Annotated in this window: 27 protein-coding genes; 11 read left to right on the forward strand and 16 right to left on the reverse strand. The window is 57.7% G+C overall.

Annotated elements, in window-relative coordinates:
- The first annotated feature begins 158 nt into the window (after positions 1-158).
- From KOL70_RS12750 to pyrE, 4 genes are all read left to right on the forward strand, one after another.
- On the forward strand, positions 159-1994 hold the full coding sequence (locus KOL70_RS12750) for a PglL family O-oligosaccharyltransferase (protein WP_215480746.1): 1836 nt from the start codon (positions 159-161) through the stop codon (positions 1992-1994).
- A 7-nt stretch (positions 1995-2001) separates the two neighbouring features.
- Positions 2002-2406: a DUF3574 domain-containing protein gene (locus KOL70_RS12755; RefSeq protein ID WP_072208552.1), complete on the forward strand. Its 405-nt coding sequence runs from the start codon at positions 2002-2004 to the stop codon at positions 2404-2406.
- 85 nt (positions 2407-2491) lie between these two features.
- Complete coding sequence (rph, locus tag KOL70_RS12760; RefSeq protein WP_021507082.1) at positions 2492-3208, forward strand: ribonuclease PH; 717 nt, start codon at positions 2492-2494, stop codon at positions 3206-3208.
- A gap of 49 nt (positions 3209-3257) precedes the next feature.
- Positions 3258-3899, forward strand: a complete 642-nt coding sequence (gene pyrE / locus KOL70_RS12765) for an orotate phosphoribosyltransferase (RefSeq protein WP_021507081.1) — start codon at positions 3258-3260, stop codon at positions 3897-3899.
- 331 nt (positions 3900-4230) lie between these two features.
- On the opposite strand, the gene slmA is transcribed toward pyrE, so the two are convergent.
- The 3 genes from slmA to coaBC form a co-directional block, all read right to left on the reverse strand.
- A complete protein-coding gene (gene slmA / locus KOL70_RS12770) occupies positions 4231-4827 on the reverse strand; it encodes a nucleoid occlusion factor SlmA (protein WP_215480747.1) in 597 nt (198 codons plus the stop codon).
- Positions 4828-4942: 115 nt separating this feature from the next.
- A complete protein-coding gene (gene dut / locus KOL70_RS12775; RefSeq protein ID WP_215480748.1) occupies positions 4943-5401 on the reverse strand; it encodes a dUTP diphosphatase in 459 nt (152 codons plus the stop codon).
- The gene (coaBC, locus tag KOL70_RS12780; RefSeq protein ID WP_215480749.1) at positions 5370-6599 is read right to left on the reverse strand and encodes a bifunctional phosphopantothenoylcysteine decarboxylase/phosphopantothenate--cysteine ligase CoaBC; all 1230 of its coding nucleotides are present in this window, start codon (positions 6597-6599) and stop codon (positions 5370-5372) included. The genes dut and coaBC overlap by 32 nt, the downstream gene beginning before the upstream one ends.
- Before the next feature lie 190 nt (positions 6600-6789).
- Here coaBC and radC point away from each other — a divergent pair, with 190 nt between their 5' ends.
- The 4 genes from radC (at position 6790) to mutM (ending at position 8985) form a co-directional block, all read left to right on the forward strand.
- Positions 6790-7446 (forward strand): DNA repair protein RadC, encoded by a 657-nt coding sequence (gene radC, locus KOL70_RS12785; RefSeq protein ID WP_215480750.1) that lies wholly within the window; start codon positions 6790-6792, stop codon positions 7444-7446.
- A 243-nt stretch (positions 7447-7689) separates the two neighbouring features.
- The gene (gene rpmB / locus KOL70_RS12790) at positions 7690-7926 is read left to right on the forward strand and encodes a 50S ribosomal protein L28 (protein ID WP_010616494.1); all 237 of its coding nucleotides are present in this window, start codon (positions 7690-7692) and stop codon (positions 7924-7926) included.
- Positions 7927-7937: 11 nt separating this feature from the next.
- Positions 7938-8105, forward strand: coding sequence for a 50S ribosomal protein L33 (gene rpmG / locus KOL70_RS12795; protein ID WP_001051798.1), 168 nt, complete (start codon positions 7938-7940; stop codon positions 8103-8105).
- A gap of 70 nt (positions 8106-8175) precedes the next feature.
- Positions 8176-8985 carry a bifunctional DNA-formamidopyrimidine glycosylase/DNA-(apurinic or apyrimidinic site) lyase gene (gene mutM / locus KOL70_RS12800; RefSeq protein ID WP_088516674.1) on the forward strand — a complete coding sequence of 270 codons (810 nt, stop codon included), beginning with the start codon at positions 8176-8178 and terminating at the stop codon, positions 8983-8985.
- Here mutM and coaD read toward each other — a convergent pair whose 3' ends face one another.
- From coaD to KOL70_RS12840, 8 genes are all read right to left on the reverse strand, one after another.
- A complete protein-coding gene (gene coaD, locus KOL70_RS12805) occupies positions 8986-9471 on the reverse strand; it encodes a pantetheine-phosphate adenylyltransferase (RefSeq protein ID WP_021507073.1) in 486 nt (161 codons plus the stop codon). It abuts the gene before it with no gap.
- Entirely contained in the window at positions 9468-10244 is a 777-nt protein-coding gene (locus KOL70_RS12810; protein WP_215480751.1) for a glycosyltransferase family 2 protein, read from the reverse strand. Before KOL70_RS12810 ends, coaD begins: the two co-directional genes overlap by 4 nt.
- A gap of 3 nt (positions 10245-10247) precedes the next feature.
- The gene (gene waaA, locus KOL70_RS12815) at positions 10248-11522 is read right to left on the reverse strand and encodes a lipid IV(A) 3-deoxy-D-manno-octulosonic acid transferase (RefSeq protein WP_021507071.1); all 1275 of its coding nucleotides are present in this window, start codon (positions 11520-11522) and stop codon (positions 10248-10250) included.
- Positions 11523-11607: 85 nt separating this feature from the next.
- Complete coding sequence (locus KOL70_RS12820) at positions 11608-12741, reverse strand: glycosyltransferase family 4 protein (RefSeq protein WP_215480752.1); 1134 nt, start codon at positions 12739-12741, stop codon at positions 11608-11610.
- Positions 12734-13810 carry a putative lipopolysaccharide heptosyltransferase III gene (gene rfaQ, locus KOL70_RS12825; RefSeq protein ID WP_215480753.1) on the reverse strand — a complete coding sequence of 359 codons (1077 nt, stop codon included), beginning with the start codon at positions 13808-13810 and terminating at the stop codon, positions 12734-12736. Before rfaQ ends, KOL70_RS12820 begins: the two co-directional genes overlap by 8 nt.
- Positions 13811-13883: 73 nt before the next feature.
- The gene (locus KOL70_RS12830; RefSeq protein ID WP_132466122.1) at positions 13884-14885 is read right to left on the reverse strand and encodes a glycosyltransferase; all 1002 of its coding nucleotides are present in this window, start codon (positions 14883-14885) and stop codon (positions 13884-13886) included.
- Complete coding sequence (locus KOL70_RS12835) at positions 14866-15987, reverse strand: glycosyltransferase family 9 protein (protein WP_058759423.1); 1122 nt, start codon at positions 15985-15987, stop codon at positions 14866-14868. The genes KOL70_RS12830 and KOL70_RS12835 overlap by 20 nt, the downstream gene beginning before the upstream one ends.
- A 43-nt stretch (positions 15988-16030) precedes the next feature.
- Positions 16031-17155 carry a glycosyltransferase gene (locus KOL70_RS12840; protein WP_058759422.1) on the reverse strand — a complete coding sequence of 375 codons (1125 nt, stop codon included), beginning with the start codon at positions 17153-17155 and terminating at the stop codon, positions 16031-16033.
- A gap of 314 nt (positions 17156-17469) precedes the next feature.
- On the opposite strand from KOL70_RS12840, the gene KOL70_RS12845 reads away from it, so the two are divergent.
- The gene (locus KOL70_RS12845) at positions 17470-18435 is read left to right on the forward strand and encodes a polysaccharide deacetylase family protein (protein ID WP_132466119.1); all 966 of its coding nucleotides are present in this window, start codon (positions 17470-17472) and stop codon (positions 18433-18435) included.
- 14 nt (positions 18436-18449) lie between these two features.
- Here KOL70_RS12845 and rfaC read toward each other — a convergent pair whose 3' ends face one another.
- Genes rfaC through rfaD form a run of 3 tightly spaced genes read right to left on the reverse strand, consistent with a single transcriptional unit; the run spans position 18450 to position 21414 of the window.
- Entirely contained in the window at positions 18450-19418 is a 969-nt protein-coding gene (gene rfaC / locus KOL70_RS12850) for a lipopolysaccharide heptosyltransferase RfaC (RefSeq protein WP_132466116.1), read from the reverse strand.
- Positions 19419-19420: 2 nt separating this feature from the next.
- Positions 19421-20464, reverse strand: coding sequence for an ADP-heptose--LPS heptosyltransferase RfaF (rfaF, locus tag KOL70_RS12855; protein WP_132466113.1), 1044 nt, complete (start codon positions 20462-20464; stop codon positions 19421-19423).
- A 17-nt stretch (positions 20465-20481) separates the two neighbouring features.
- Positions 20482-21414 carry an ADP-glyceromanno-heptose 6-epimerase gene (rfaD, locus tag KOL70_RS12860; protein WP_021507062.1) on the reverse strand — a complete coding sequence of 311 codons (933 nt, stop codon included), beginning with the start codon at positions 21412-21414 and terminating at the stop codon, positions 20482-20484.
- A 231-nt stretch (positions 21415-21645) separates the two neighbouring features.
- Between rfaD and KOL70_RS12865 the strand changes: the two genes are divergently transcribed.
- Positions 21646-22857, forward strand: a complete 1212-nt coding sequence (locus tag KOL70_RS12865) for a glycine C-acetyltransferase (protein ID WP_058771026.1) — start codon at positions 21646-21648, stop codon at positions 22855-22857.
- Positions 22854-23882, forward strand: a complete 1029-nt coding sequence (gene tdh, locus KOL70_RS12870; protein WP_215480754.1) for an L-threonine 3-dehydrogenase — start codon at positions 22854-22856, stop codon at positions 23880-23882. Before KOL70_RS12865 ends, tdh begins: the two co-directional genes overlap by 4 nt.
- Positions 23883-23912: 30 nt before the next feature.
- Here tdh and KOL70_RS12875 read toward each other — a convergent pair whose 3' ends face one another.
- Positions 23913-24824, reverse strand: a complete 912-nt coding sequence (locus KOL70_RS12875) for a hypothetical protein (RefSeq protein WP_058775481.1) — start codon at positions 24822-24824, stop codon at positions 23913-23915.
- Entirely contained in the window at positions 24817-26046 is a 1230-nt protein-coding gene (locus KOL70_RS12880) for a glycosyltransferase (protein ID WP_215480755.1), read from the reverse strand. The genes KOL70_RS12875 and KOL70_RS12880 overlap by 8 nt, the downstream gene beginning before the upstream one ends.
- Positions 26047-26073: the final 27 nt, after the last annotated feature.

Raw genomic sequence — 26073 nt, forward strand, 5'->3', positions numbered from 1 at the left:
GAAAATATTTTTCATCATCACAGCTCTGTGAATCACCATGATTCACGGGGGTTTTCACACCATTCACAGCTTTTTGGCCGTACATTTTCTGTAGCCAAAGTCTATCAACCATTATTCAACGAGACAGTTTTTGGCCTGTTTCGGCAATTGGGTTTGCTATGCTCTTTCTCTGTTTTATGTCGTGGTATCTGTCCGGACGAGACCCGCGCGTCACGCCACCTTTGCTGATGCAGCAATTTCTGCAGCGGCGGCGTCGGGGACAGTGCGGTGAGAAAGTCGCCTCTTTCCCTTTCGCTTCGCTGGCCTGTCTTATCTGTTTTCTCCCTACGCTGATTTATCTGCCCAACAGTGGTGGCAATGGCTTTGATCTGCCGCTGAATTTGCTCACTGCAGGCTGCCTCGCGCTGCTGGCGGCCACGCTGCTGTTGAAGAACTGGCGCCAGCCGCGCGATTTAATTGATGACAACGTCATGACGCATGCGCTGTTGCTGATGCTGTTTTGCTTTGCGCTGGCGGTGATCCTGCAGGAGAACGATAACGGACTGCTGACCGGCGTTATCCGGCTACTGGGGCTCAGTGCCATACTCATTCTGTGGCTGCTGCTGGGCCTGATGCCGCAGCTCTGGCAGCAGCGTCAGCAAATCATTGCCGGCATCGTATTGCTCAGCACCTTGCAGGCGCTGCTGGCGATTGCGCAAACCTGTTTTCCGGCCCAGCTGCAAACGCTGATGGAGTTTCGTTATCACGCCGGCCAGATTCGCCCTTACGGTATTTTTCAGCAGTTCAATTTGCTGGCCAGCTTTCTGGCGACCGGTCTGGCGGCTACGGTCTGGCTCTGTCTGCAATCTGACATCAGGCACCGCCTCTTGCTGTTTCCGGCAGTGCTGATCAACAGCCTGGCACTGCTTCTGACGCAGTCGCGTACCGGTGCGTTTGGTTTTGCGCTGGCGCTGCTGGTGATGCTGCTGGTGTGCGATCGTCGCCAGCGCGCGGTAATCATCAGGATCGTCATGGTGATGGCGCTGGCCGTGCTGTGCGCCCTGCTGCTGCGCAATGAATTAGCGCCTGGCATGCGTGAATTTGCGGCGTCCGACCTGGCGCGCCAGCAGCTGCTGGAATACACGCTGCGGATGATCATGGAAAAACCGTTCAGCGGCTGGGGCTTTGGTCAGTTTGAGTATCATTTTTCGCGGATACGCATGGTGGACGCGATCCACCTGAAAGATTTCAACGCCACCCATCCCCATAACGAGTGGCTGTATAGCTGGGTGGAAGGCGGTGTTTTGCCGATGGTAGGCTTCACCGCCGTGTTGCTGGCATGGCTGACGCCGCTGTGGCGCTGGCGCAGTCAGCCGCAGCGCCTGATGCTGTGGAGTCTGACGCTGCCCGTCATGCTGCACACCATGGTCGAATTTCCGCTCTATCAATCGCTGCCGCATCTGTGGCTGCTGATGCTGCTTACCCATCTGGCGTTACGTCAGCCCGAAGATCGATCAATGATTGAACCTGCGACGCCGGGACTGCCGTCGCGTATGCTGCGCCTGAACATGGCCGGCGGCGCGATTGCGCTGATGCTGTTTTTCTTCAGCGGCCTGCAGACCAACGCGCTGCTCACCCAGGCGGAGCGCGGTCAGTTCCTCTCGTATCCTTCACGCGATCAGCTGTGGAATCCGTGGATTCAGGGCGAGCGCTATGAGTTCGGTGAAATGGTGCATTGCCTGATGCGCTACAACCAGACGCGGGATGAGCGCCTGCTGGCGCGCTTTGTGCAGCAGTCGTCGCTGTGGCTGGAGCGCCATAACGATCTCAACGTGTTCCGGAATGCGGTAATGATTGAGTGGCATCTGCGGCACTATCAACGCTCGCGCAGGCTGCTGCGTCAGGCGCTGACTCTCTATCCAACAGATGAAAGCCTGCTGCAGCTGAAAGCAAAAATGATGACGGAATGGTCATCGGCGGCCTATGCTGTGACAGATGAGACAGGCAACTTCTGAGGCTAAGATGTTGAATAAATGGATGAGGCCGCTGGGCTTCGCCATGATGTTAAGCGGATGTCAGACTTCTCCGCCCACCCCGCAGGTTATTCCGCCGCACACCGCGCCCGTGGCCGTGTGCGGGGCCGGCGAGATGATGATGCAAACCACGCTGTGGTTTGACCTGCCGTCCTCCGCTGGCGCAGCGGGCTGGTCGCAGTTTGCTGAACGCGACATCACGCCGCACTTTCCCTCGCCGCTGACGACTTACGATGCCCGCGGCCCGCAGGGCAATCGCAAGGTACTGGTATTGCTTCATCCTGCGGATCGGGCCAGCTCCGAAAGCATTAACGCGCTGCGCGACAAGTTTAAACATCGTTTTGCGACACAACCGGTGACGCGTATCGACTCGCTGGTGTGCGCGGCGCTGTAACACGCGCTGCCTGCACGCGGGCAGGACAGCCGCCTGTGAAGTCCGTATAATGCGCAGCCAAACCCAAGCAAGCCGGAGAGAAACCATGCGTCCAGCAGGCCGTAGCACTTCTGAAGTGCGTCCCGTCACCCTCACTCGTCACTTTACCAAACATGCGGAAGGCTCGGTTCTTGTCGAGTTCGGCGAAACCAAAGTCCTGTGCACCGCGACCGTTGAAGAGGGCGTGCCGCGTTTTCTCAAAGGCAAAGGCCAGGGCTGGGTAACCGCAGAATATGGCATGCTGCCGCGTTCGACGCATAGCCGTATGGCGCGTGAAGCCGCCAAAGGCAAGCAGGGCGGTCGTACGCTGGAAATCCAGCGCCTTATCGCCCGCTCGCTGCGTGCGGCGGTTGATCTGCAGGCGCTGGGTGAATTCACCATCACGCTGGACTGCGACGTAATTCAGGCCGACGGCGGCACGCGCACCGCGGCAATCACCGGTGCCTGCGTGGCGCTGGCGGATGCGCTGAACGCGCTGGTGGCAGCCGGTAAACTGAAAGCCAGCCCGCTGAAAGGCATGGTGGCGGCGATCTCGGTCGGCATCGTGGCCGGTGAAGCGGTGTGTGATTTAGAGTATGTCGAAGACTCTGCCGCTGAAACGGATATGAATGTGGTGATGACCGAAGATGGCCGCATGATTGAGGTGCAGGGCACCGCAGAAGGCGAGCCGTTCAGCCATGACGAATTGTTGCAGCTGCTGGCGCTGGCGCGCGGCGGCATTGAGCAGCTGATTCAGGCGCAGAAAGCGGCGTTAATTGATTGATGTAACAGGCGACCACAGAGTCGCCTTTTCTTTATTTGAGGAGTGAGAAATGAAAGCCTGGCAGCGTCAGTTTATTGAGTTCGCCCTGAACAAAGGGGTATTGAAGTTTGGTGAGTTCACCCTGAAGTCCGGTCGCAAAAGTCCCTATTTCTTCAATGCCGGTCTGTTCAATACCGGGCGCGATTTAGCGCTGCTGGGCCGTTTCTATGCGCAGGCGCTGGTGGATGGCGGCGTCGATTTCGACCTGCTGTTTGGCCCGGCCTACAAAGGCATTCCCATTGCGACCACTACTGCCGTGGCGCTGGCCGATCATCATGACCGCGATGTGCCGTACTGTTTTAACCGTAAAGAGGCCAAAGATCACGGCGAAGGCGGTTTACTGGTGGGCAGCCCGCTGCAGGGCAAAGTGATGCTGGTCGATGATGTGATCACCGCCGGCACGGCAATTCGTGAATCAATGGACATCATCAATGCCCATAACGCCACGCTGGCCGGCGTGCTGATTTCACTCGACCGCCAGGAGCGTGGCCGTGGCGAGATTTCCGCGATTCAGGAAGTGGAGCGCGATTATCAGTGCAAGGTCACCGCGATCATTACGCTGAGCGAGCTGATTGATTACCTGGCGGAGAAGCCAGAGATGGCCGACCATCTGGCGAAGGTGAAGGCGTATCGCAAAGAGTACGGTATTTAAGGTTTGCCGCGGTCGCCATTAATGGCGACCCTACAGTAGCAGGATGCCAGGTCACAGGGTGCGCATTGATGCGCACCAGGTGGCGAAGGTCGGGGCGTATCGCAAAGAGTACGGCATTTAAGGTTTGCTGCGGTCGCCATGAATGGCGCCCCTACAGTCGCAGGATGCCAGGGCGTAGGGTGCGCATTAATGCGCACCTGGTGGCGAAGGTCGGGGCGTATCGCAAAGAGTCAGGTTTTGAGTTTTTGCCGCGGTAGTCAGCGCCGCACGATAGCGTAGCGGCGCAATTTATTGCGCGATGAATCGCGCCGCTACAAATCCGCTGTGCGTATTAAACCAGCTGTGCGGCAATCAACGGCCAGCGGCTGTCGAAATCGGCGGTCGGACGATAACGGAACTCCGAGCGCACATAGCGTGACAGCAAACCTTCGCAGAACGCCAGCAGCTGGCTGGCGAGCAGCGTCTCATCGGTCTGGAAACCTTCGCCGTCGCGCATCTTCTTCTCTTTCATCACCTGGCGCAGCTGAACTTCGATACGCTCAAACAGCTGATTAATACGCCCCTGCAGGCGATCCTGTTCAAACATCAGCGCGTGGCCGGTCAGGATGCGCGTCAGCCCTGGATTACGCTCACCAAATCCCAGCAGTAATTGCACGATCAGGCGCAGACGCGCCATCGTCACTTTTTCATCTTTCAGGATCAGATTGATGCGGGTAATCAGACTGTCTTCAATAAACTCAATCAGGCTATCAAACATGCGCGTTTTGCTGGGAAAGTGGCGATATAACGCCGCTTCCGAAACGCCGACATTGGCGGCCAGCTTGGCGGTGGTGATACGCTGACTGCCATCGCCCGACTCCAGCATTTGCGCCAGCGCCTGCAAAATCTCTTCGCGACGATTCCGTTTCGCGACTTTTTTTTCTGCCATGACCTTCAACACCCCTGAAATTCACCAAAAACAGGCAATACTGCCTTATCTGCCACAGATAAAGCGGCCTGTGGCGACAAGAAATAAAAAGATGGCTATGCGAAAAGTGAGCGTATTACTGACGGCCAGAGTGACCGAAACCGCCTGCGCCGCGTTCGCTGGCGTCAAAATCTTCCACCAGGTTAAATTCGGCCTGCACCACCGGTACAAACACCAGCTGAGCCAGGCGATCGCCAGGCTGCAGCGTGAAGCTATCCTGGCCACGGTTCCACACTGAAACCATCAGCTGGCCCTGATAGTCGGAGTCAATCAGCCCCACCAGGTTACCCAGTACGATGCCGTGTTTGTGACCGAGACCGGAGCGCGGCAGGATGACGGCAGCCAGTGACGGATCGGCAATGTGAATCGCCAGGCCGGTCGGCACCAGCGTGGTCATGCCCGGTGCGATTTCCAGTGCGTCATCAAGGCAGGCGCGCAGATCGAGACCCGCGGAGCCAGAGGTCGCATAGGTGGGTAGTGGGAATTCCTTGCCTACGCGCGCATCAAGTATTTTTACGTCGATTTTTTTCATCATAACGGCTGACAATCTCGTCTATTAATTGTTGGCCAAGGAGCGTCTTATCACTGAGTGGTAAGACTTTCTCTCCCTCCTGCCAAAAAAGGTGAAGAGCATTGGTGTCGCTATTGAAGCCCTGCCCGGCCTGCGCCACATCATTGGCGCAAATCAGGTCCAGGTTTTTCCGCACCCGTTTTTGCCGCGCGTATTCTTCCACATTCTGGGTTTCGGCAGCAAATCCCACCACGAAAGGGCGCTGCACTTTGAGCGCCGCGACGCCTGCAACAATATCCGGGTTCTTCACCAGCTGCAGCGTGACGTTATCATCGCCACCCTGTTTTTTAATTTTCTCTGCGGCAATGTTTGCCGCCCGGTAGTCTGCCACGGCTGCGCTGGCAATGAAAATATCTTGTTGGCTGATTTGCGCCATCACCGTCGCTTCCATCTCCAGTGCGCTGTTGACATCAATGCGCGTCACGCCGGCGGGCGTGGCTAAGTTCACCGGACCGGAAACCAGCGTCACGTTTGCGCCGCGCTTTGCCGCCGCAGCAGCAACTGCATAGCCCATCTTGCCGGAGCTGTGATTACTGATATAGCGCACCGGATCCAGCGCTTCACGCGTCGGACCGGCGGTGATCATAATGTTGAGATGTTGCAGATCGTTGACGGGCGCGGCCCACTCCAGCGCATGCGCAACGATGGCCAGCGGGTCCAGCATGCGGCCCGGGCCGATATCACCGCACGCCTGGCTGCCGCTGTCCGGTCCCCAGACCAGCACGCCGCGCTGCGCCAGACGCTGCAGATTCTCCTGCGTCACGGCCGCGCGGTACATCTGCTGGTTCATGGCCGGCACGATGGCGACCGGTGCCGCGCTGGCCAGGCAGGCGGTGGTGACCAGGTCGTTTGCCATGCCGGCGGTAATGCGTGCAATCAGATCGGCGGTTGCGGGCGCAAGCACAATCAAATCGGCCCATTTTGCCAGTTCGATATGGCCCATTGCCGCTTCGGCCGCCGGGTCGAGCAGGTCATCAAACACCGGATAGCCGGAAACCGCCTGCAGGCTGAGCGGCGTAATAAAGGCTTTGGCTGCATCGGTCATCATCACGCGGACATCCGCGCCGCGATCGCGCAGACGGCGCACCAGTTCCGGTGCTTTATAGGCCGCGATGCCGCCGCTGACGCCCAGCAGAATTTTTTTTCCGGCTAATCCCATCATGTTGTTTGCCTCACTTCAACGCAGAGTGCCGCGCCTGGCGCGACAGATGCAGGCAACTTTATCACAAAATCGGCGACCCGCCTTTTCACTGCCTGCGCCCTTTGCGAGCCGGCTCTGGAATTTGTCACGCGCCGCTGGTGGCCTGCAATGCACCGGCGCAGAATGGGGGCATTGCAGGGAGGGCGGAACGATGACGGAACTGGCACCACGGGAAAAACTGACGCTGCTGGGCGCCGAGGCGCTAAGCGATGCCGAACTGCTTGCGATCTTTTTACGTACCGGCACGCGCGGCAACAGCGTCATGGGGCTGGCGCGGCTGATGCTGAATGAATTCGGTTCGCTGTATCGCATCATGACCGCCAGTAAAGAGGAGCTCGGGCAGATAAAGGGCGTCGGCAGCGCCAAAATGACGCAACTGCATGCCATTGCGGAACTGGGGCGGCGCTTTTTTGCCAGCCAGCTGGCGCGCGAAAATGTGATGGAGAATCCGCAGGTCACGCGCCACTACCTGCAAAGCGTGCTGGCACATCAGGAGCGTGAAATCTTTATGGCGCTGTTTCTGGATAACCAGCACCGCGTTTTGCAGGCGCAGAAGATGTTTTCCGGCTCCATTGCCAGCGTGGAAGTGCATCCGCGTGAAATCGTGCGTGAGGCGCTAAAGCTCAACGCGGCGGCGGTGATACTGGCGCACAATCATCCGTCCGGCATGGCGGAACCGAGCCGTGCCGATCGTGAGACTACCAGCAAGGTGGCGCAGGCCTGCGCGCTGTTGAATATCCGCTTATTAGATCATCTGGTGATTGGTCACGGCGAGTTTACCTCTTTCGCCGAGCGCGGCTGGCTGTAATTCGCGGCGTCAACTGGGCAGAAATCCGGCGTTTTTGCGCGATCCGGAGGGATCTTTATCTGTTCGGGACTTGAGCACTTCGGCTTAGCGGCGTATACTACGCCACCTTTGAGAATCTCGGGTTTGGCGTTTGGGCCAGCTTAGCGGGTTCACATGGAACTCGCCTGGGCGGGCTAAGGCCTGACGAGGCGGCCAAAACCTAGTTTTTAAAGCTCGAGCTGATTTGATTTTTGGAGAATAGAAATGTCACGAGTCTGCCAGGTAACTGGAAAGCGTCCGGTGACCGGTAACAACCGTTCCCACGCAATGAACGCGACGAAACGCCGTTTCCTGCCGAACCTGCACTCTCACCGTTTCTGGGTTGAGAGCGAGAAGCGCTTCGTTACTCTGCGTGTATCTGCTAAAGGTATGCGTGTTATTGATAAAAAGGGCATCGATACGGTTCTGGCCGAAATCCGCGCCCGTGGTGAGAAGTACTAAGGAACTGAATCATGGCTAAAGGTATTCGTGAGAAGATCAAGCTGGTTTCCTCTGCTGGTACAGGTCACTTCTATACCACCACGAAGAACAAACGTACTAAACCTGAGAAACTGGAACTGAAAAAGTTCGATCCGGTTGTACGTCAGCACGTGATCTACAAAGAAGCCAAAATTAAGTAATTTTGGTGTTCTTGCGAAAAACCCGGCTCCGGCCGGGTTTTTTGTTTCTGCGCTACGTTGAGGAGATGAGATGCCTGAATTACCTGAGGTAGAAACCAGCCGACGCGGTATAGAACCTCACCTGGTGGGAGAAACCATTCTGCATGCCATTGTGCGCAATCCGCGTCTGCGCTGGCCGGTTTCCCATGAAATCCACGCGCTGAGCGACCAGCCGGTGCTCAGCGTACAGCGTCGCGCCAAGTATCTGCTGCTGGAGCTGCCGCACGGCTGGATCATCATTCATCTTGGCATGTCCGGCAGCCTGCGCGTTCTGCCCGGCGAACTGCCGGCTGCGAAGCACGACCACGTCGATTTGGTGATGAGCAATGGCAAAGTGCTGCGCTATACCGATCCGCGGCGTTTTGGCGCCTGGCTGTGGACTACCGATCCGGAAGGCAGCAGCGTGCTGGCGCACCTCGGTCCGGAACCGCTGAGCGATGCCTTCAGCGGCGGGTATCTGTATGAAAAGTCGCGCGGCAAACGCACGGTGATCAAGCAGTGGCTGATGGATAACAAAGTGGTGGTGGGCGTGGGTAACATCTATGCCAGCGAATCGCTGTTTACCGCCGGGATCTTACCCGATCGTCCGGCGATGAGCCTGAGTGAAGCGGAAGCGGAACTGCTGGCGAACACCATCAAAGCCGTACTGCTGCGTTCGATTGAGCAGGGCGGCACCACGCTGCGTGATTTCCTGCAGACCGACGGTAAGCCAGGCTATTTTGCGCAGCAGTTGCAGGTGTATGGACGCACTGGCGAGCCCTGTCGCGCCTGCGGTACGCCGATCCTCAGCGGTAAACACGGTCAGCGCAGCACCTTCTGGTGTCCACGCTGCCAGCACTGATTACGGCTGCGCCAGCTTCGCCAGCAGCGCCTGATGCACCACGGCAGGCAGAAATGCCTGCACGTCACCCTGATGGCGCGCCACTTCCTTGACCAGCGACGACGAGACAAATGAGAAGCCTTCGGACGGCATCAGAAACACGCTCTCCAGCGTGGGCAGCAGATGACGGTTCATGTGCGCCAGCTGCAGCTCATACTCAAAGTCCGATACCGCACGCAGACCGCGCACCAGCACGTTCGCGTTCTGCGCCTGGGCAAAATTCGCCATCAAATCGCTAAAGCCAACCACCTCAACATTTGGCAAATGGGCCGTAACCTGGCGCGCCAGATCGACACGTTCATCAAGGCTAAACAGCGGCTTCTTACTCGGGCTGGCGGCAATTGCCAGCACGATGCGATCAAACATCTGCGCTGCGCGCGTGACGATATCCAGATGGCCCAGCGTCATCGGGTCAAATGTGCCAGGATAAATCGCTTTAGTGCTCATACGCGGCCCTGTGTTGAGGTGTGATGCAGCGCCCAGAGCGCCGAGTATTTATTAAAGGTGTATTGTGCGTTGACCACCGCCAGAATCCAGCCCTGTTTACCATCGAGAAAACCGGCGCGCAGCAGCAGCGTCTTAATAAACGCGCCTGCGGTGTGGCTGAAAACAGAGAGAATACTGCAGCGCTTGCCGCGCTGAAAGCGCTCCTGCGCCCAGGCTTCGGCATAGTTCATCTGCTTGCGCTGGAAGGCGATCAGGTCGCGGCAGGTCAGGTGCTGCAAATCACCCGGCAGCGCCACCACCGGCGTGCCCTGCGTCTCCAGCGATTCGTGCACCAGATTGTCGTTATAGCGCAGATGGCGCGGATAGAGGCGCAGCACGCGGTCGGGATACCAGCCGCTGTGGCGCATAAAGCGGCCGAGAAACATATTACTGCGCCCGAGGCTGTAAACCTTATCGCTGGGTGGCTGTATCAGCACCTGCTCAATGGCGCGGCGCAGTTCTGGCGTAACCCGTTCATCGGCATCCAGCATCAGAATCATATCGCCGCTGGAAAAGGCCTGGGCGCGCTGACGCTGCTTACCAAAGCCGGCCCAGCCGTCTGCCTGATAGACCTGTGCACCGTGCGCGCGTGCCACCTCGATGGTCGCATCGCTGCTGCCCGAATCCAGCAGAATGATTTCATCTGCCCAGCTGACGGAAGCCAGCGCCTCCGGAAGGAGTTCAGCTTCGTTTTTGGCGATCATCACCACGGAGAGACGTTGGCGTTGTGACATGCGTTAATGAGCTCGTGGAGGCAGATGCGGTTCGAGTAACTGTAGCAGACGCTGCAGTGCGCCCTGATTCTGGTGCAGCACGTCTACCGCGTGGCGGCCGTAGTAGCGGCGATAATCGTCATCCTGCAGCAGGTTCGCCACTTCTTTTTCCAGCGACACCACATCAGTAACGGTGATCAGCCCTTCCGCCTGTTGCAGACGGGCGCAGATATCTTTGAAGTTCCAGATGTGCGGGCCCATCAGCACCGGAATGGCATGCGCAGCGGGCTCGAGCGGATTGTGGCCGCCGCGCTCCACCAGGCTGCCGCCGACAAAGGCCAGATCGGCGATGCCGTACAGCAGCATCAGTTCGCCCATGGTATCGCCAATCACCACCTGCGTGGCGCTGGAGGGAATCTCGCCGCTGCTGCGCAGGGTAAAGCTGAAGCCGCGTTTTTGCGTCAGGTTGCAGGCATCTTTAAAGCGTTCCGGATGGCGCGGCACCAGAATCAGCAGCAGATCCGGGAACTGTTGCAGCAGGCGGCGATGGGCGTCGAGCACGATGGCCTCTTCGCCTTCGTGCGTGCTGGTGGCGATCCACACCGGCCGGCGCGACGCCCACTGGCGGCGCAGCGTCACCGCGCGTGCTGCCAGTTCCGGCGTAACGGAGATATCAAACTTCAGACTGCCGGTCACGGCCAGGTGCGAGCGCTTCAGGCCGAGGCTGAGGAAACGATCGCCATCTTCGACGTTCTGCGCGGCGATCAGCGTAATGCGCTGCAGCAGGTCACGCATGAAACCGCCGAGCTTTTTATAACCTCTGGCGGAGCGTTCAGACAGGCGCGCATTGGCAATCACCAGCGGAATCTGGCGCTGATGCAGAATGCGAATGATGTTCGGCCACAGCTCGGTTTCCATGATAATCACCAGCCGCGGGTCGACGGTATCGAGGAAACGGTTAATTGAGCCGGGCAAATCGTACGGCAGATAGACGTGGTGCACGTCTTTGCCAAACGCCGACTGGGCGCGCTCGGAGCCGGTGGGCGTCATGGTGGTCACGGTAATGGGCAGCGTCGGATAGCGATGACGCAACGCGCGCACCAGCGGCACGGCGGCGAGCGTTTCACCGACCGAAACCGAGTGCAGCACGATGCCGTGCGGTGCCACTTTACCGCTGCAGTAGCCGTAGCGTTCCGCCCAGCGTTTACGATAGGCCGGTGCTTTTCGACCGCGCAGCCACAGGCGCAGCCAGATCAGTGGCTGAATCAGATAAAGCAGGGCTGTATAGAGAGTCGTCATAGTTAAGGTTACGACCAGTTCGCGTCAAAAAACACAGGAAAGGCGGCATGTTAACAGAAACTGACCGCCTGCTCATACCACTTCGTCAACGGGTTTGCAGGACGTGCTGATAAAGCGAAGTCAGCGCCTGCGCCAGTCTTTGCGGACCATAAGGTTCAATTTTGCGACGTGCGGCTTCGCCCAGCGCCGGATTGAGCGAAAGTGCGGGCGTTGCGATTACCGCTTCGTTTAACGCTTTGATATCCAACGCATCGCAGACAAAACCCTGTTCACCGTTGGTGATAAATTCTGCGCCGCCGCAGCCGGTGCTGGTAATGATTGCCAGCCCGCAGGCCATCGCCTCCAGCACCACATTGGGGAACGGATCGTACAGGGTTGGCAACAGCAGCGCATCGGCGGCGTGATAAAACGGCTGAACGTCCTGCTGCACGCCCGCAAAGCGCAGGCGGTCAAGACAGTTAAGCTGGTTCGCCAGCTGCTGATAGCGCGCCAGCTGTTTGTCCTGGCCGACCACCACCAGGTAGCGATCGCTATTAGCGACCGCTTCGATAGCGGCCTTTAGCCCTTTGCGTTCGAAGCCGGAGCCGACGTAGATCATCACCGTGGCGTCCTGCGGCAGGTTGAGTCGCTGACGCGCGGCGTGACGCAGCGTATCGCTGGCAGGCTGAAAACGCTGGCTATCAATGGCGTTGTGAATCACGTGGATTTTGCTGGCATCCAGCGCGAAGTGGCGCAAAATATCCTGCTTCACCATGTGCGAATTACAGATCACCGCTTTCAGCGAGGGCGCGTTGAACATCTCCGCTTCCGCCTGCAGCACATAGCGATGGTACGGGCTCAGGCTGGCGCTCAGCCGCTGCCACGGCGAAACAATGCGCGCGCGCTGCTCCAGCCATACGCGATGCACACCGTCGCCGGCGCGGAAAATATCGCAGCCGGCGATGCGCTCGTGGCTCTGTACGATATCGAATTTTTCCCGCTCCCAGCAGGCGCGCGCCGCGCGGGCAAAGCCGCGTTCACGCGAGATGCGGCCGAACTTTGCCGGATTGCAAATGTGCAGGTGCCAGGCCGGGTTCGGCGTGCCCTGCCAGCTGCGGGTAATGATGTTGAGATCGAGCTGCTCGCCGTCCAGCGCTTCCAGCGCGCGTGAGATAAAGCGCTCGGCACCGCCGTCCGGCCGGTATTTCTGCCGGACAATCGCCAGCCGTAACTTAGTCATGCAAAAGGCTCCTGGCGGCGTCAAGCACATCCTCAACCGGGATGGCAGACAGATAGCGCTGCTCGGTATTGGTATTGATCGAATCCGGTGACGGCAGCGGCGCATAGTCGCCCGCCCAGATAACGCGGTTATTGTCGCCCCACGGGCGCCAGTGCTGCAGCTTGGTCGGGCCGAACAGCGCCAGGCACGGCGTCTGCAGCGCCGCGGCCATGTGCATCGGTGCGGAATCAACGCCAATAAACAGCTGTGCCGCGTCGATCAGCGCCGCCAGCTGCGGCAGCGAGAGCTGGCCCGCCAGCGACACCACGTTCGGCGTGCGGCACAGCGACTGGATATGGGCGATCATCGCCAGCTCTTTCTGATCGGGCGCGGCGGTCAGCACCACGCTGCGACCATCAGCGGCCAGCGCATCAATCAGCTGCGCCACCTTTTCATCTTCCCAGCACTTAAAAACCCAGCGCGAGGTGGGCTGCAGCACCACAAACGGGCCGGTAATCGACTGCTGAGCGAGGACATCCTGCACTTTTTGCTGGTCGGCGGCGCTGAAATGCATGGAGGCTGTCGCCCCGGCGGTGGGAATGCCGAGCGGCTGCAGCGCCGTCATGTTTTGTTCCACGGTGTGCAGCTGATGGTGACGGTCGGTGGAAACCAGCTGGTTATGGCACCAGCGCCAGAACGCGTTGTCGCGCTTGCGGTAGGCAAAGCCAATGCGAACCGGCGCACCGGACAGGCCGGTAATAATGGCGCTGCGCCACTGGTCGGCCAGATTAATCACCACATCGTAATGGCAGGCGCGCACCGCCCGCACCAGCGCGACCTCATGGCGAAACTTCTGCCAGCCGCCTTCCTTTTTCCAGTTGCGATCGATGATATGCAGCTGACGGATCGCCGGATGCGCTTCCAGCATCGGGCGCGTCTCTTTATACAGCAGCACATCAATGTTGGCCTGCGGATAGCGCTGGCGCAGCGCATTGATGGCAGGCGTGGTCAGCAGCATATCGCCATGATGACGCAGCTTTATCAGCAAAATATTTTGCGGTGCAAAGTGGGCTGGAATCGGGCTTGCCATACTCAAATCATCTCAAAATTCAGTGAGCTGATTGTAGGGCAAACCCTGGAGGGGTTAAAGCCGCGGCGGGCGCTTATTTATTGCGCCAGCGATAAATGCGGCTCAGCCACAGCAGCAGCTGATACCACTGACGCGCGCCGCGCGCATTGCGCAGCATGCGTTTGTGCGTCTGGCTGCTAAACAGATCGGCGATCATTGCCTGGCGCGCTGCGGCGTCCGGTTCGCGCCGGATAGCGTGGCACACGCTAAGCGCTTCGCGGGTAATCTGCGCGTGGAAGCTCGGGTAAATCTTCACCTTGTGACGATAGCGCGTATTAATCTCTTCCAGCATGCGCGCGATTTTCAGGTAGTGACGCTGATAGTCGACGTTGTGCTGGCCGGTGCGCTTGCGGTTGCTGATCGACGCATCGTGCATGTAGTAGCGATACAGCACCCGATCGGTGTAGCGCACGCGTTTAACGTTGAGCATGAACTCAGTGGTCCACGGGATGTCCTGATGATGCAGACCGGGTTCAAACTGCAGATTAAGCTGTTCGATCAGCTCACGGCGGTAGATACCGAGCCACACGACGTGCAGGTAACGCCGGGTTTTCAGCGCCTTGTTGAGCCACTCCGGCCCGCTTAATACGCCAGTGCTGGTGAGGCGATCCCGCGGAATCATCGGCTTAGTTGTCTGGCTGGCCTTGAAAAACCACTCGGCGTTGCACTGCGCAGCGTCCAGCCGATCGCGCTCCGCCATGTCGACCAGCGTCTGGTACATCGCCGGGTCCATGGTGTCGTCAGCGTCGGGAAAGCTGACGTATTTACCCCGCGCCACGGCCAGCCCGGCATTGCGCGCACGCGACACGCCACCGTTCGGCTGATGAATCACCTGGATATGTGGGTACTGCTGCGCCAGCGCGTCGGCGCGCTCGCCGGAGCCGTCGGTGGAGCCATCGTCAACAATGATGATCTCCAGCGACGTCAGGGTTTGCGCCAGCAATGCATTGATACAGCCGGTAAAGTCAGCACCAGCGTTAAACATCGGGATAATGAGACTGAGTAGCGGGGATGAGCTATCGGGCTGCGCTGTCATGTTCTTCGTTGTTCCGTCGCGCCAGGCGCTGCTGCTGCCGGGTGCGGATAAAATCATGGATATCATTTAGCTTGCGTTCATCCAGCTCGAACAGCTGTTCAACCGGATGGGCAAATTTGTATTGCGCAGCGAACACAAACGAAGAGGGCGCGATGTGGTTCGGGCCAATTAAGAGCACGTCACCCAGCGGCCTTTGCTCCTCTACGCAGCAGGGACCATAAATTAAAATCACCGGTACCTGTTGCGCGTCGGCAATATACACATTGCCGGAATCCGAGGCGATATAGAAATCCATCTCGTTAATGGCGGCAGGCAGCGCCTCGAGCGGAATTTTACCTACCAGACTCACCAGATTGTTTCGCTGACCGGCAACTTTAAACAACTCCTGAACGCGTGATTGTTCATTCGGTGCGCCGAAAGCAAAAAAAGTGCAGGGGAGATCGCTCAGGTGGTCGAAAAGCCGACACCAGATTAACGGCGGAATGGTTTTGGCCTGATTCCCTGCCGTTACGCTAATACCAATACGGATGCCCGGCGCCTGAGTAATTTCCGCTGGCAGGGTTTCCGGTTGCCACAGTGGCAGGGTGGCATGTTTGGGATAACTCTCTTTGGTAAAAGAGCGATCGGCCAGTTTCAGGTAATTTTCCAGCGTTAAGGTATTTTTCTCGTGGTAAACCACGCCGCTGGCCGTTAAATAAAACAGGCCCTGATAGCCTTTGCGGCGATAGCTGGAAAGAAATTGTTTGTTGCTGGCATTGCAGCAGGCGGCAATAAATAAATTGAGATTGGTGGGATGCAGCAAATAAATATTGTCGTAGCGATTGAGCAGCTGCCACACCAGTTTTATTTTTTTCATCAAACCGGAGCGATGATCTTCGATATACCAGATGTGCTCCAGCGTGGCGTCACGTTCAGCCAGCGGGGCGACACTATAGCTCAGCAGGGCATCGCTTTTTCCCAGGTGGGATAATAACGGCGTGATATTAATATAGTCGCCGATTTTAGCGGTTTGTATCACCAGATTTTTACCGGTGCGGCCATGGACAAACTTCATCACCCATTTGACCGGCGAAAAAAGAATAAACAGTAGTACGTACGTCAAGTAGTCATCCCCATGATTCGGTCACACCGTCATGGGGGACCTGTTAACCTGAAACGTGCTGCGTGGTTGAAAATGACGTCTCCGCCACCTGAATAAGCTGCAGGTATTGCTGGCAAACAACGCTCAAACTATAAATGCTTAAGTCCAGATGTTGCAACCTGGGGGGAGTTGTATAAATTTCTCGCATTTTTTCTGCCAGCGATGTTGCATTCATCTCTGCCAGACCGCGTGACAGTTCGCCGGTGAGGATCGAAACAGGACCGCCCGGACAGCGCGTACTGACCACCGGGGTGCCGCAGCTCAGGGCTTCGACCAGCACATTACCAAAACCTTCACTGTCGGAGCTGACCACCAGCAGGCGCGCGTGCCGTATCCAGGGATAAGGATTGCGCTGAAAACCCTCGAAGCGTACGCGCTCCGCAATGCCAGAATTCTGCGCCTGCTCACGCAATTTTTGCGTTATTTTTTCGCTTCCCTGTCCCAGCAAAACCAGCGGCGCGGTGATGCCACTCAGGGCATATGCTTCGAGCAGGCGGTCATGGCGTTTGGTTTCATGGAAGCGTCCCACGTGCACCAGGAAATCGGTGCCGGCTAACGGGCAGGGTTCAGCGGCCAGCCGGGCGAGGCTGTCAAAATCGAAAGGATTGGCGATCACTTTGGCCTGGCGAGGCTGTACGCCAATGTTTTGCACCATATCGTCGATGACGTACTGCGAAACCCCGACGATTTGGCGATCCTGATAAACATGACGGATTTTCAGCCGCTTCAGCCACAGCGAGAAGCCGGTTTTACGTGCCAGATACGAAGCAGAAAACACGCCGTGCAGACAAAACCAGGTCCTGTCTCCATCGAGAGCAGGCGTTTGCCTGACAATGCGGTCAGTTTTATGCAGATGAGAGAGGATCAGATCAAATTTGCCGTGCCGCGCTTCACTGTCGCGCACCGCACGATCCAGCAGGCGCGCGCGGCGCCATGTTTCTGTCAGCTTGCGCCACGGGTGGTTACAGCGATCAAGAATCACCTGGTAATCCACGCCAGCCGGAATAGGGTAATCACATACCTTCCGCAATGAGAAGATCGAAACCTGGTGTCCCTGACTGAGGAAGCCCCCCGCCAGAGTCAGTACGACTTTTTCGGCGCCGCCGCCCGGCAGGCCATCAATCACCATTAAAATGCGTTTCGACAAAATTTTTTACCCCTACATGCCAGTCTGCTGTAAAGACTTAGCTGCTATCATTCCCGGTGCTATCAGGACTTAATATAAGAAAATTCAATTAATTATTTTTATGGCCAGGTAATTTTACACGAACGTGCGCTCGGTTAATTGATAAAATTCAGGCCAGTGAAGAGTTTAAATTATTCTAGTTTAACTAATCTTATACCGCTATCGACTTCCCCCTGAACCCGCATGGGAAAAGTTTGCGCCCGTCAGTGGCGTTGCGTACCATAGCGATTATAACACTGTAATTCACCGGATAAGTTATGGAAAAACCTGCCTTTTTAATTACCCTTGATACCGAAGGGGATAACCTGTGGCGCAATCGCAGCGGCAAGGTCACTACCCATAACGTCCGGTTTTTACCGCGCTTCCAGGCGCTGTGTGAGAAATACGCTTTTAAACCGACCTGGCTGACCAACTATGAGATGGCCAGTGACCCGGCTTATGTCGAGTTCGGGCGCGATCTGCTGGCGCGCGGTCAGGGCGAAATCGGTATGCATTTACATGCCTGGTACAGTCCACCTGAATATGCGCTGACCGACGATGAGTGGCGTTACCAACCTTATCTGATCGAATATCCGGAAAACGTCCTGCGCGATAAAGTCGCCTTTATGACCGATCTGCTGGAGAACGCTTTTCAGCGTAAAATGACCAGCCACCGCGCCGGCCGCTGGGCATTTAATGAAGTGTACGCCCGCGCCCTGATCGATCAGGGCTATCTGGTTGACTGCTCGGTTACGCCGCGCGTGAGCTGGCGTAATGCGCAGGGTGCACCGCAGGGACAGGGCGGAACGGATTACAGCCATTTCCCCGATCGCGCTTATTTCCTCGATGAACAGGATATTTCCAGGCCGGGCGACAGCCCGCTGCTGGAACTGCCGATGAGCATTCAGTATCGCTATGGCGCGTTCACCAATCAGCTCAAACAAGTGTGGAATGGCATCCGCGGCAGGCAGCGTGGACCTTCAGTGAACTGGCTGCGTCCGGTGGGGGGGAATCTGGCCCAGATGAAACAGGTGGCAGAACAGACGCTCGCACAGGGCAACGACTATGTGGAGTTCATGCTGCATTCATCCGAGTTTATGCCAGATGGCAGCCCCACGTTTAAAACGGAGGCTGATATTGAACGCCTGTATGACGATCTGGAAGGCCTGTTCAGCTGGCTGGCGACCCGGACGCAGGGGATGACGCTCACGGAGTTTGCCCTGCTGAAGCAACAGCAGCGCTAAGCCGCCCAATCGCGTTATAGCGCGATCTCAGCCAGCATGGCCATCACGTCGTCAGGCTGAATGTCTGCCATGCTGCTGCCCTGAGCGGGCCGTAACGCATGCTGATTCCTGCCGTAGCCACCAATCAGACCCGGGTCAGTCGGGCCGAACAGGGTGATGTTGGGGCGATCCAGCGCGGCGGTCAGATGGCTCAAACCGGTATCCACCGAGACCACCGCACGGGCGCCCGCCAGCTGCTGCGCCACCTGCTCCAGCGTTAGCTTCGGCAACACCTCTGCGTGATCAAACCCTGCTGCCAGCCGCTGCGCGCGCTGATGCTCGTGTTCGGCGCCCCACGGCAGCCTGACGCGCAGGCCAGTGGGCTGAACCCGCGCGATGAGCTGACGCCAGTGATCTTCCGGCCAGTGTTTGTTGTCGCGCGTTGTGGCGTGCAGAAACACCAGGTACGGTTGGCCATCCTGCGGTTGTGCCGCGAGAAAATGACCGGCAATGGCATAGTCGCCCTGCGTGGCCGGTTTTTCATAGCCCAGACTTTTCGCGAACAGTTCGCGCGTGCGTTCCACGGCGTGCTGCTGCTTGCCAATCTCATGACGCTTGTCATACCACCAGCTGGCGAACGGTTCGCGTGCGCTGCGGCTGTCCTGACCATGTTTGATGCCTTTGGCGAGGCGCGTCACCAGCGCGGCGCTTTTAATCAGCCCCTGGGCATCAATCACCACGTCGTACTGACGTGACTGCAGCTCGCGTTTGAATTGCACGCGCTCTTCGCGCTGCTGGCTGCCAAACCAGTGTTTGCGCCAGCGACGAATCGCCACCGGCAGGACTTTGTCAACGGCCGGATGCCAGCCGGGGATCTGCGCAAAATTCTCTTCCACCACCCAGTCGAAGCGAATGCCGGGAATCGCCTGCATCGCGTCGGTCAGCGCCGGCAACGTGTGCAGCACATCACCCATCGACGAGGTTTTAACAATCAAAACGTGCATGGTTACTCCTGCACCGGATGCAGTAACTCGTTGAGTTCCTGATGCACGCGTGCCGGTTGAATATCAATCAGGCTCTGGTGATAGCCCTCTGCGGCATCGCCTTTGCGCACTTTGTGGTAGCCGGTAATCAGGCGAATGATGCGCGCCTGATGGGACAGCGGCGGCGTGAAGTCCGGGCTGCTCGGGCCATACAGCGCCACCAGCGGCCGGTTGAGCGCGGCGGCAATGTGCATCAGTCCGGAATCATTGCTGACGACCGCAGCACAGTGGGCGATCAGAATCACCGCCTGCTCCAGCTGCGTTTCGCCCGCCAGATTGCGGCAGTGCGCGCGTGCCGTGTCCGGCAGCGCCTGCAGGATCGCCTCGCCGGTTTCCCGATCTTTAGCCGAGCCGAACAGCAGCACCTGATAGCCTTCAGCAATCAGCTGTTCCGCCAGCGCGGCGTAGTGATAGTGTGGCCAGCGCTTCGCGGGACCAAACTCAGCGCCGGGGCAGAAGCCGATGGCCGGGCGATCGGCCGACAGCGCAAACTGCGCTGCGGTCATGCGTTTTTCATCGTCGTCGACGCGCAGCTGCGGCCACAGCAGCGGCTGCGGCAACTGTGCTGCCGACGTAACCGGCTGGTCATAGCCCAGCGCCACATAGCGCTCCACCATTAAGGGAAACGCGGCTTTGTCCAGCACCCGCACGTCATTCAGCACGCCATAGCGCATTTCACCGCGCCAGCCGATGCGGCGTTTGATGCCGGCAAAAAACGGCACCAGCGCCGATTTAAACGAGTTTGGCAGCACATAGGCGCGATCGTAACCGCTGGCCCGCAGCGCTTTGCCCAGGCGACGCCGCTCACCCAGCGCCAGCGCACCGTGGCCAAGCGGCATCGCCAGCGCCTGATTCACTTCCGGCATGCGTGACAGCAGCGGCCGGCACCAGGCCGGCGCCATCACATCAATTACCGCCTCAGGGTGCGCCTGTTTCAGCGTGCGATAGAGACTTTGCGACATCATCATATCGCCGACCCAGGAGGGGCCAATAACCAGAATTTTCATCGCCGGTGCCGGTTTCCTTATGCGTGACGGTTCAGCCAGGCCATGTATTCGCCCACGCCCTGCGCAACGGTTTTAAACGGTTTGTCATAGCCCGCGGCGCGCAGTTTGCTGAGATCCGCCTGCGTAAAGGCCTGGTAGCGCCCTTTCAGTTTGTCCGGGAACGGGATGTATTCGATCTGGCCTTGCTGGTGGAACTTCAGCACCGCATCCGCCACTTCCTGGAAAGATTCGGCGCGGCCGGTACCACAGTTATAGATGCCGGATACGCCGTTTTCCCAGCACCACAGATTGACCGCCACCACATCATCGACGTGGATGAAGTCACGACGGAAGCTGTCGCTGCCCTCGAACAGCTTAGGATTTTCACCGTTGCTGATTTGCGTATTGAGGTGGAACGCGACGCTCGCCATGCTGCCTTTATGGCCTTCACGCGGCCCGTACACGTTGAAATAGCGGAAGCCGCACACTGGTGAATCCGCTTCCGGCAGAATCTGGCGGACATAGTGGTCGAACAGCATTTTTGAGTAGCCGTACACGTTGAGCGGCTGCTCGTACTGGCGCTCTTCAATGAAGTTCTCGTTACGCCCGCCGTAGGTGGCGGCCGATGAGGCATACAGGAACGGAATTTCACGTTCGAGGCAGAAGTGCAGCAGATCTTTTGAGTACTGATAGTTGTTGTCCATCATGTACTTACCGTCCCACTCGGTGGTGGCTGAACAGGCACCTTCATGGAACACCGCTTCAATCGGACCCAGATCTTCACCCGACATGATGTAGGTGAGGAACTCCTCTTTATCCATATAATCCGCGATGTCCAGATCCGCGAGGTTCACGAACTTGGTGCCATCTTTCAGATTATCCACCACCAGGATGTCGGTGTGACCGCGATCGTTGAGCGCTTTCACAATGTTGCTGCCAATCATGCCCGCGCCGCCGGTTACGATAATCATATGCTTTGCCTTTAAACAGTTGGGGTGAAACAGGAGGTTTCACGCACGAATACCTAACATCATAACATTTCAGCCCGATGCGGACAGCCAGATGACGCCGATCGCGCTGCACAAATCCTGCGCGCCGCGTGAACTATGCTGCAAAACGGAGATTTCCCTGGCTGAATTGTCGTCCATTCGCTTTTCGATCAGTAATATGTGCCAAAATTTTGCTATCTGAGGAGCAGAATCATGTCCGATCAGTTCTATTCACAAATCCGGCAACAGCTTGAGACAACGCGGCAGGACGGATTGTTCAAACAGGAGCGCACCCTGACCTCGGCGCAGCAGGCGGAAATCAACGTCGCCAATAGCCCGCCGGTGATCAACTTCTGCGCCAATAACTATCTCGGCCTTGCGAACCATCCGGCGCTGATTCAGGCCGCCAAAGACGGTATGGATACGCATGGTTTCGGCATGGCGTCGGTGCGTTTTATCTGCGGCACGCAGGACAGCCATCAGCTGCTGGAGCGCCGGCTGGCGGAGTTCCTCGGCATGGAAGAAGCTATCCTGTTCTCCTCATGCTTCGACGCCAACGGCGGGCTGTTTGAGACCCTGCTGGGCGCGGAAGACGCGATTATCTCGGATGCGCTCAACCATGCGTCGATCATCGACGGCATCCGCCTGTGCAAAGCTCAGCGCTATCGTTACGCCAACAATGATATGGCTGAGCTGCGCGCGCGCCTGCAGGAGGCCCGCGACAAGGGCGCGCGCCACCTGCTGATTGCCACCGACGGCGTGTTCTCCATGGATGGCGTGATCGCTAACCTGCAGGGCATTTGCGACCTGGCCGATGAGTTTAATGCGCTGGTGATGGTGGATGACTCGCACGCGGTGGGCTTTGTCGGCGCAAGCGGACGCGGCACGCATGAATACTGCGGCGTGATGGATCGCGTGGATATCCTGACCGGCACGCTGGGTAAAGCGCTGGGTGGTGCGTCCGGCGGTTACGTGGCGGCAAAACGCGAGGTGGTTGAATGGCTGCGTCAGCGCTCGCGCCCTTATCTGTTCTCTAACTCGCTGGCACCGGCGATTGTGGCCGCGTCGCTGCGCGTGCTGGATCTGCTGAACGAAGGCGATGGGCTGCGGCAGCGGCTGTGGGAAAACGCCCGCTTCTTCCGGGAAAAAATGACCGCCGCGGGCTTTACGCTGGCCGGTGCCGATCACGCCATCATTCCGGTGATGCTGGGCGATGCCAAAGTGGCGCAGCAGTTTGCCAGCCTGCTCCAGCAGGAGGGCATCTACGTTACCGGCTTCTTCTATCCGGTGGTGCCACAGGGCCAGGCGCGCATTCGCACGCAGATTTCTGCCGGCCACACTCAGGCGCAGCTGGAGCACGCGGTGGCGGCCTTCACGCGCATCGGACAACAGTTAGGGGTTATCACTGCAGGAGCCAACGGATGAAAGCACTGGCTAAACTGAAAGCGGAAGAGGGGATCTGGATGGTGCACGACGCGCCGGTGCCGGAGCCCGGTCATAACGATCTGCTGATTAAAATCCGCAAAACCGCCATTTGCGGCACCGATGTGCATATCTATAACTGGGACGACTGGTCACGCAAAACCATTCCGGTGCCAATGATCACCGGCCACGAATACGTGGGCGAAGTGGTCGGTATCGGTCAGGAAGTGAAGGGTTTCGCCATTGGCGATCGCGTATCGGGTGAAGGTCACATCACCTGTGGCCACTGCCGCAACTGTCGCGCCGGCCGTACCCATTTATGCCGTAATACCGTGGGTGTCGGGGTTAATCGTCAGGGCTGCTTCGCTGAATATCTGGTGATCCCGGCGTTTAACGCGTTCAAAATTCCCAACAATATTTCCGACGAGCTGGCGGCGATTTTCGATCCGTTCGGTAACGCGGTGCATACCGCGCTCTCGTTTGATCTGGTAGGTGAAGACGTGCTGATCTCCGGTGCCGGACCGATTGGCATTATGGCGGCAGCGGTGTGTAAACACGTCGGCGCGCGGAATGTGGTGATCACTGACATCAATGAGTACCGCCTCGGGCTGGCGCGTGAAATGGGCGTGACGCGTGCGGTCAACGTGGCGCAGCAGAATCTGCGCGAGGTGATGACGGAACTGGGGATGACCGAAGGCTTTGATGTCGGACTGGAGATGTCCGGCGCGCCGCCGGCGTTTCGTACCATGCTGGAGACCATGAATCACGGCGGACGCATTGCACTGCTGGGCATTCCGCCGGGTGAGATGTCGATTGACTGGAATCAGGTTATCTTTAAGGGGCTGTTTATCAAGGGGATTTACGGCCGTGAGATGTTTGAAACCTGGTACAAAATGGCCGCGCTGATTCAGTCCGGCCTCGATCTGACGCCGATCATCACGCATCGCTATCACATCGACGACTTCCAGCAGGGCTTCGACGAGATGCGTTCCGGGCGTTCAGGCAAAGTGGTGCTGAGCTGGGATTAAACGACACACCGGCCTGCGGGCCGGTGACGCTCAGGATTGCTGTTTTTCCGCATCGGTCAGGTAACGCACCTTACGCGTGTAATCCTGGCCCTTAAAGCTCAGCGGCTGGTGCGGATCCTGCAAATATTTTTGCCATTCACTTAAGGGAAAGCCGCCATGCGCGCCAATCACCTGCGGTGGAATCACGGCCGACTGACCACCAATGCGTTTCGACACCGGCCAGTTAGCCCATTCGCCCAGATTGACCGTGCGGAGATCCAGCAGGTCGAGCAGGGCAGCGAGCGGTAGCTGATCGGTTGGCGGCTGGTCGTCGTTCATCAATTCCCAGGTATCATTAAATAACGTCAGCCACAGCGGACAAATACGCTGCCATGTGCGACGGGAGGCCGCCAGATAGGCGCCATTCACGTGATCCTGCAAATAAGGGCGAACGGTGTGGTGGTAATAGGCCGGAATATGTTCTTCTGGCGCGCCGGCCAGTTTGGCGATCATCTTGCCCTGACGGAAGCTGCTGTACAGATGATGCTCACGCATCGCAATATCCGGCGTTTTTAATAAATTGAGATCGGAATCGATCATCAATATACCTTCACCGGTCGCCTGCAAGGGGGCCTGAAGTTTAATCAGGCGGCTGCGGTAGATCTGTTTATAGCGGTAGTTTTCTTCACGAAACGGCACCTCCAGCGTCACCACACGCACTCGTGCCGGCAGCGGCGGAAAAGCGCTGGAAGGCTGATCGCTGACGATGACAATTTCGCTGATGGTGTCGGCGCAGCGGCTGGCAAAATAAGCGCTGAGCACCGCTTCTTCAATGTAATCAGCGCCGGTACAGGGGATGACGACGGAACTGACGGCAATGGTGCCCTGCGCATCCGCCTGCGTGGCGGGAATGTTGTGGCGCGAGAGAATATAGCGACGGTGTTTATTTAAAAAATCAAACATGCTTTTTTCTCTCCATGACGTTTTCCAGAATGTTTTCCACGCCCGATACGTAATGTTCAATGCTGTAGCGCTCGCGTACCCGGGCGGCGGCGGCGGCGACTAAACGCTGGCGCAGTGCAGTATCCTGCCACAGCGCGCTAAGATGCTGGCTAAGCTGTTGCGTATTGCCATAGTCAAACAGTAAACCGGTCTCGCCGTGTTGAATTAATTCCGACGTACCGACGACATTCGAACCTATCACCGCCGTATTCACCAGCATCGCTTCCAGCACCACGCGCGGCAGCCCTTCACTGGCTGAGGCGAGAATAAACGTATCGAATGCCGCCAGATAATCCAGCGCGTTATTTTGAAAGCCGGTAAAAATAACCTGCGCGGCGATACCCTCTTTTTGCGCCAGCTGCTGTAAGTGCTGCTGCTCCGGGCCGGCACCGACGATCACCATTTTCCATTTAGCGGCAGGATGCGCGCGGCTGAATGCACCCAGCGCCTGCAAAATATGATGGTTAGATTTACGCGCAATCAGAGAACCGATGGAGCCGAAAATAAAGGTATCCGCGGGATAATCAAAGCGCTGACGCACCGCCTCACGCACCGGCAGCGGCTGATGAATATCGATAGCGTTGGATACGGTAAAGCAGCGCTGCGCATCAACACCGCTTTCGCTCAGGGTGCGGTGTACGCCCTGTGACACGGCAATCACCGCATCACAATGCCGATTAATCATCTTGACCAGCGCATTATTGAGTAATGGATCAATGCGGCAGTGCTGAATTAACGCCACGTGAGTCTGTTCAGCGGCGAGATAGCCTTCAACGTTGGTGCTGGGCTGATTATTCATGTACAGCGCATCATAGCCACCGTCGCGTAAAATCGTCGCGATTTGGCGGGCGTTAGGCTGCATGCGCCACTGGCGATCGATGCGGTCGATGGCGTTTTTTTTCACCGCGCGGTTAAAAAACAGCAGGGTGCGCAGCAACTCTTTGGTGATTTTTGCCCATAGCGGCTGGCGACGCTGCGCAATAAATATCACCGGAATGCCGATCGCGTCTAATACCGAGGCAATGGTCTCCTGATTGCCACGCGCATAATTCTGATAAAAACAGCAGGTGATAGCGAAACGCTGGCGATCAATGCGCTTGAGTAATTCCAGCATGCTGTTGGTGCCGCCGCCCCATTCGCGCCCGGTATCCAGCAGCAGAATTTTCTTTCTGGTTGACGTCATCTGTTCCGATATCCTTGCGCGGAAAAG

Origin of the sequence: Pantoea sp. B270 (assembly GCF_018726825.1) — a bacterium.
Lineage (GTDB): Bacteria > Pseudomonadota > Gammaproteobacteria > Enterobacterales > Enterobacteriaceae > Pantoea > Pantoea dispersa.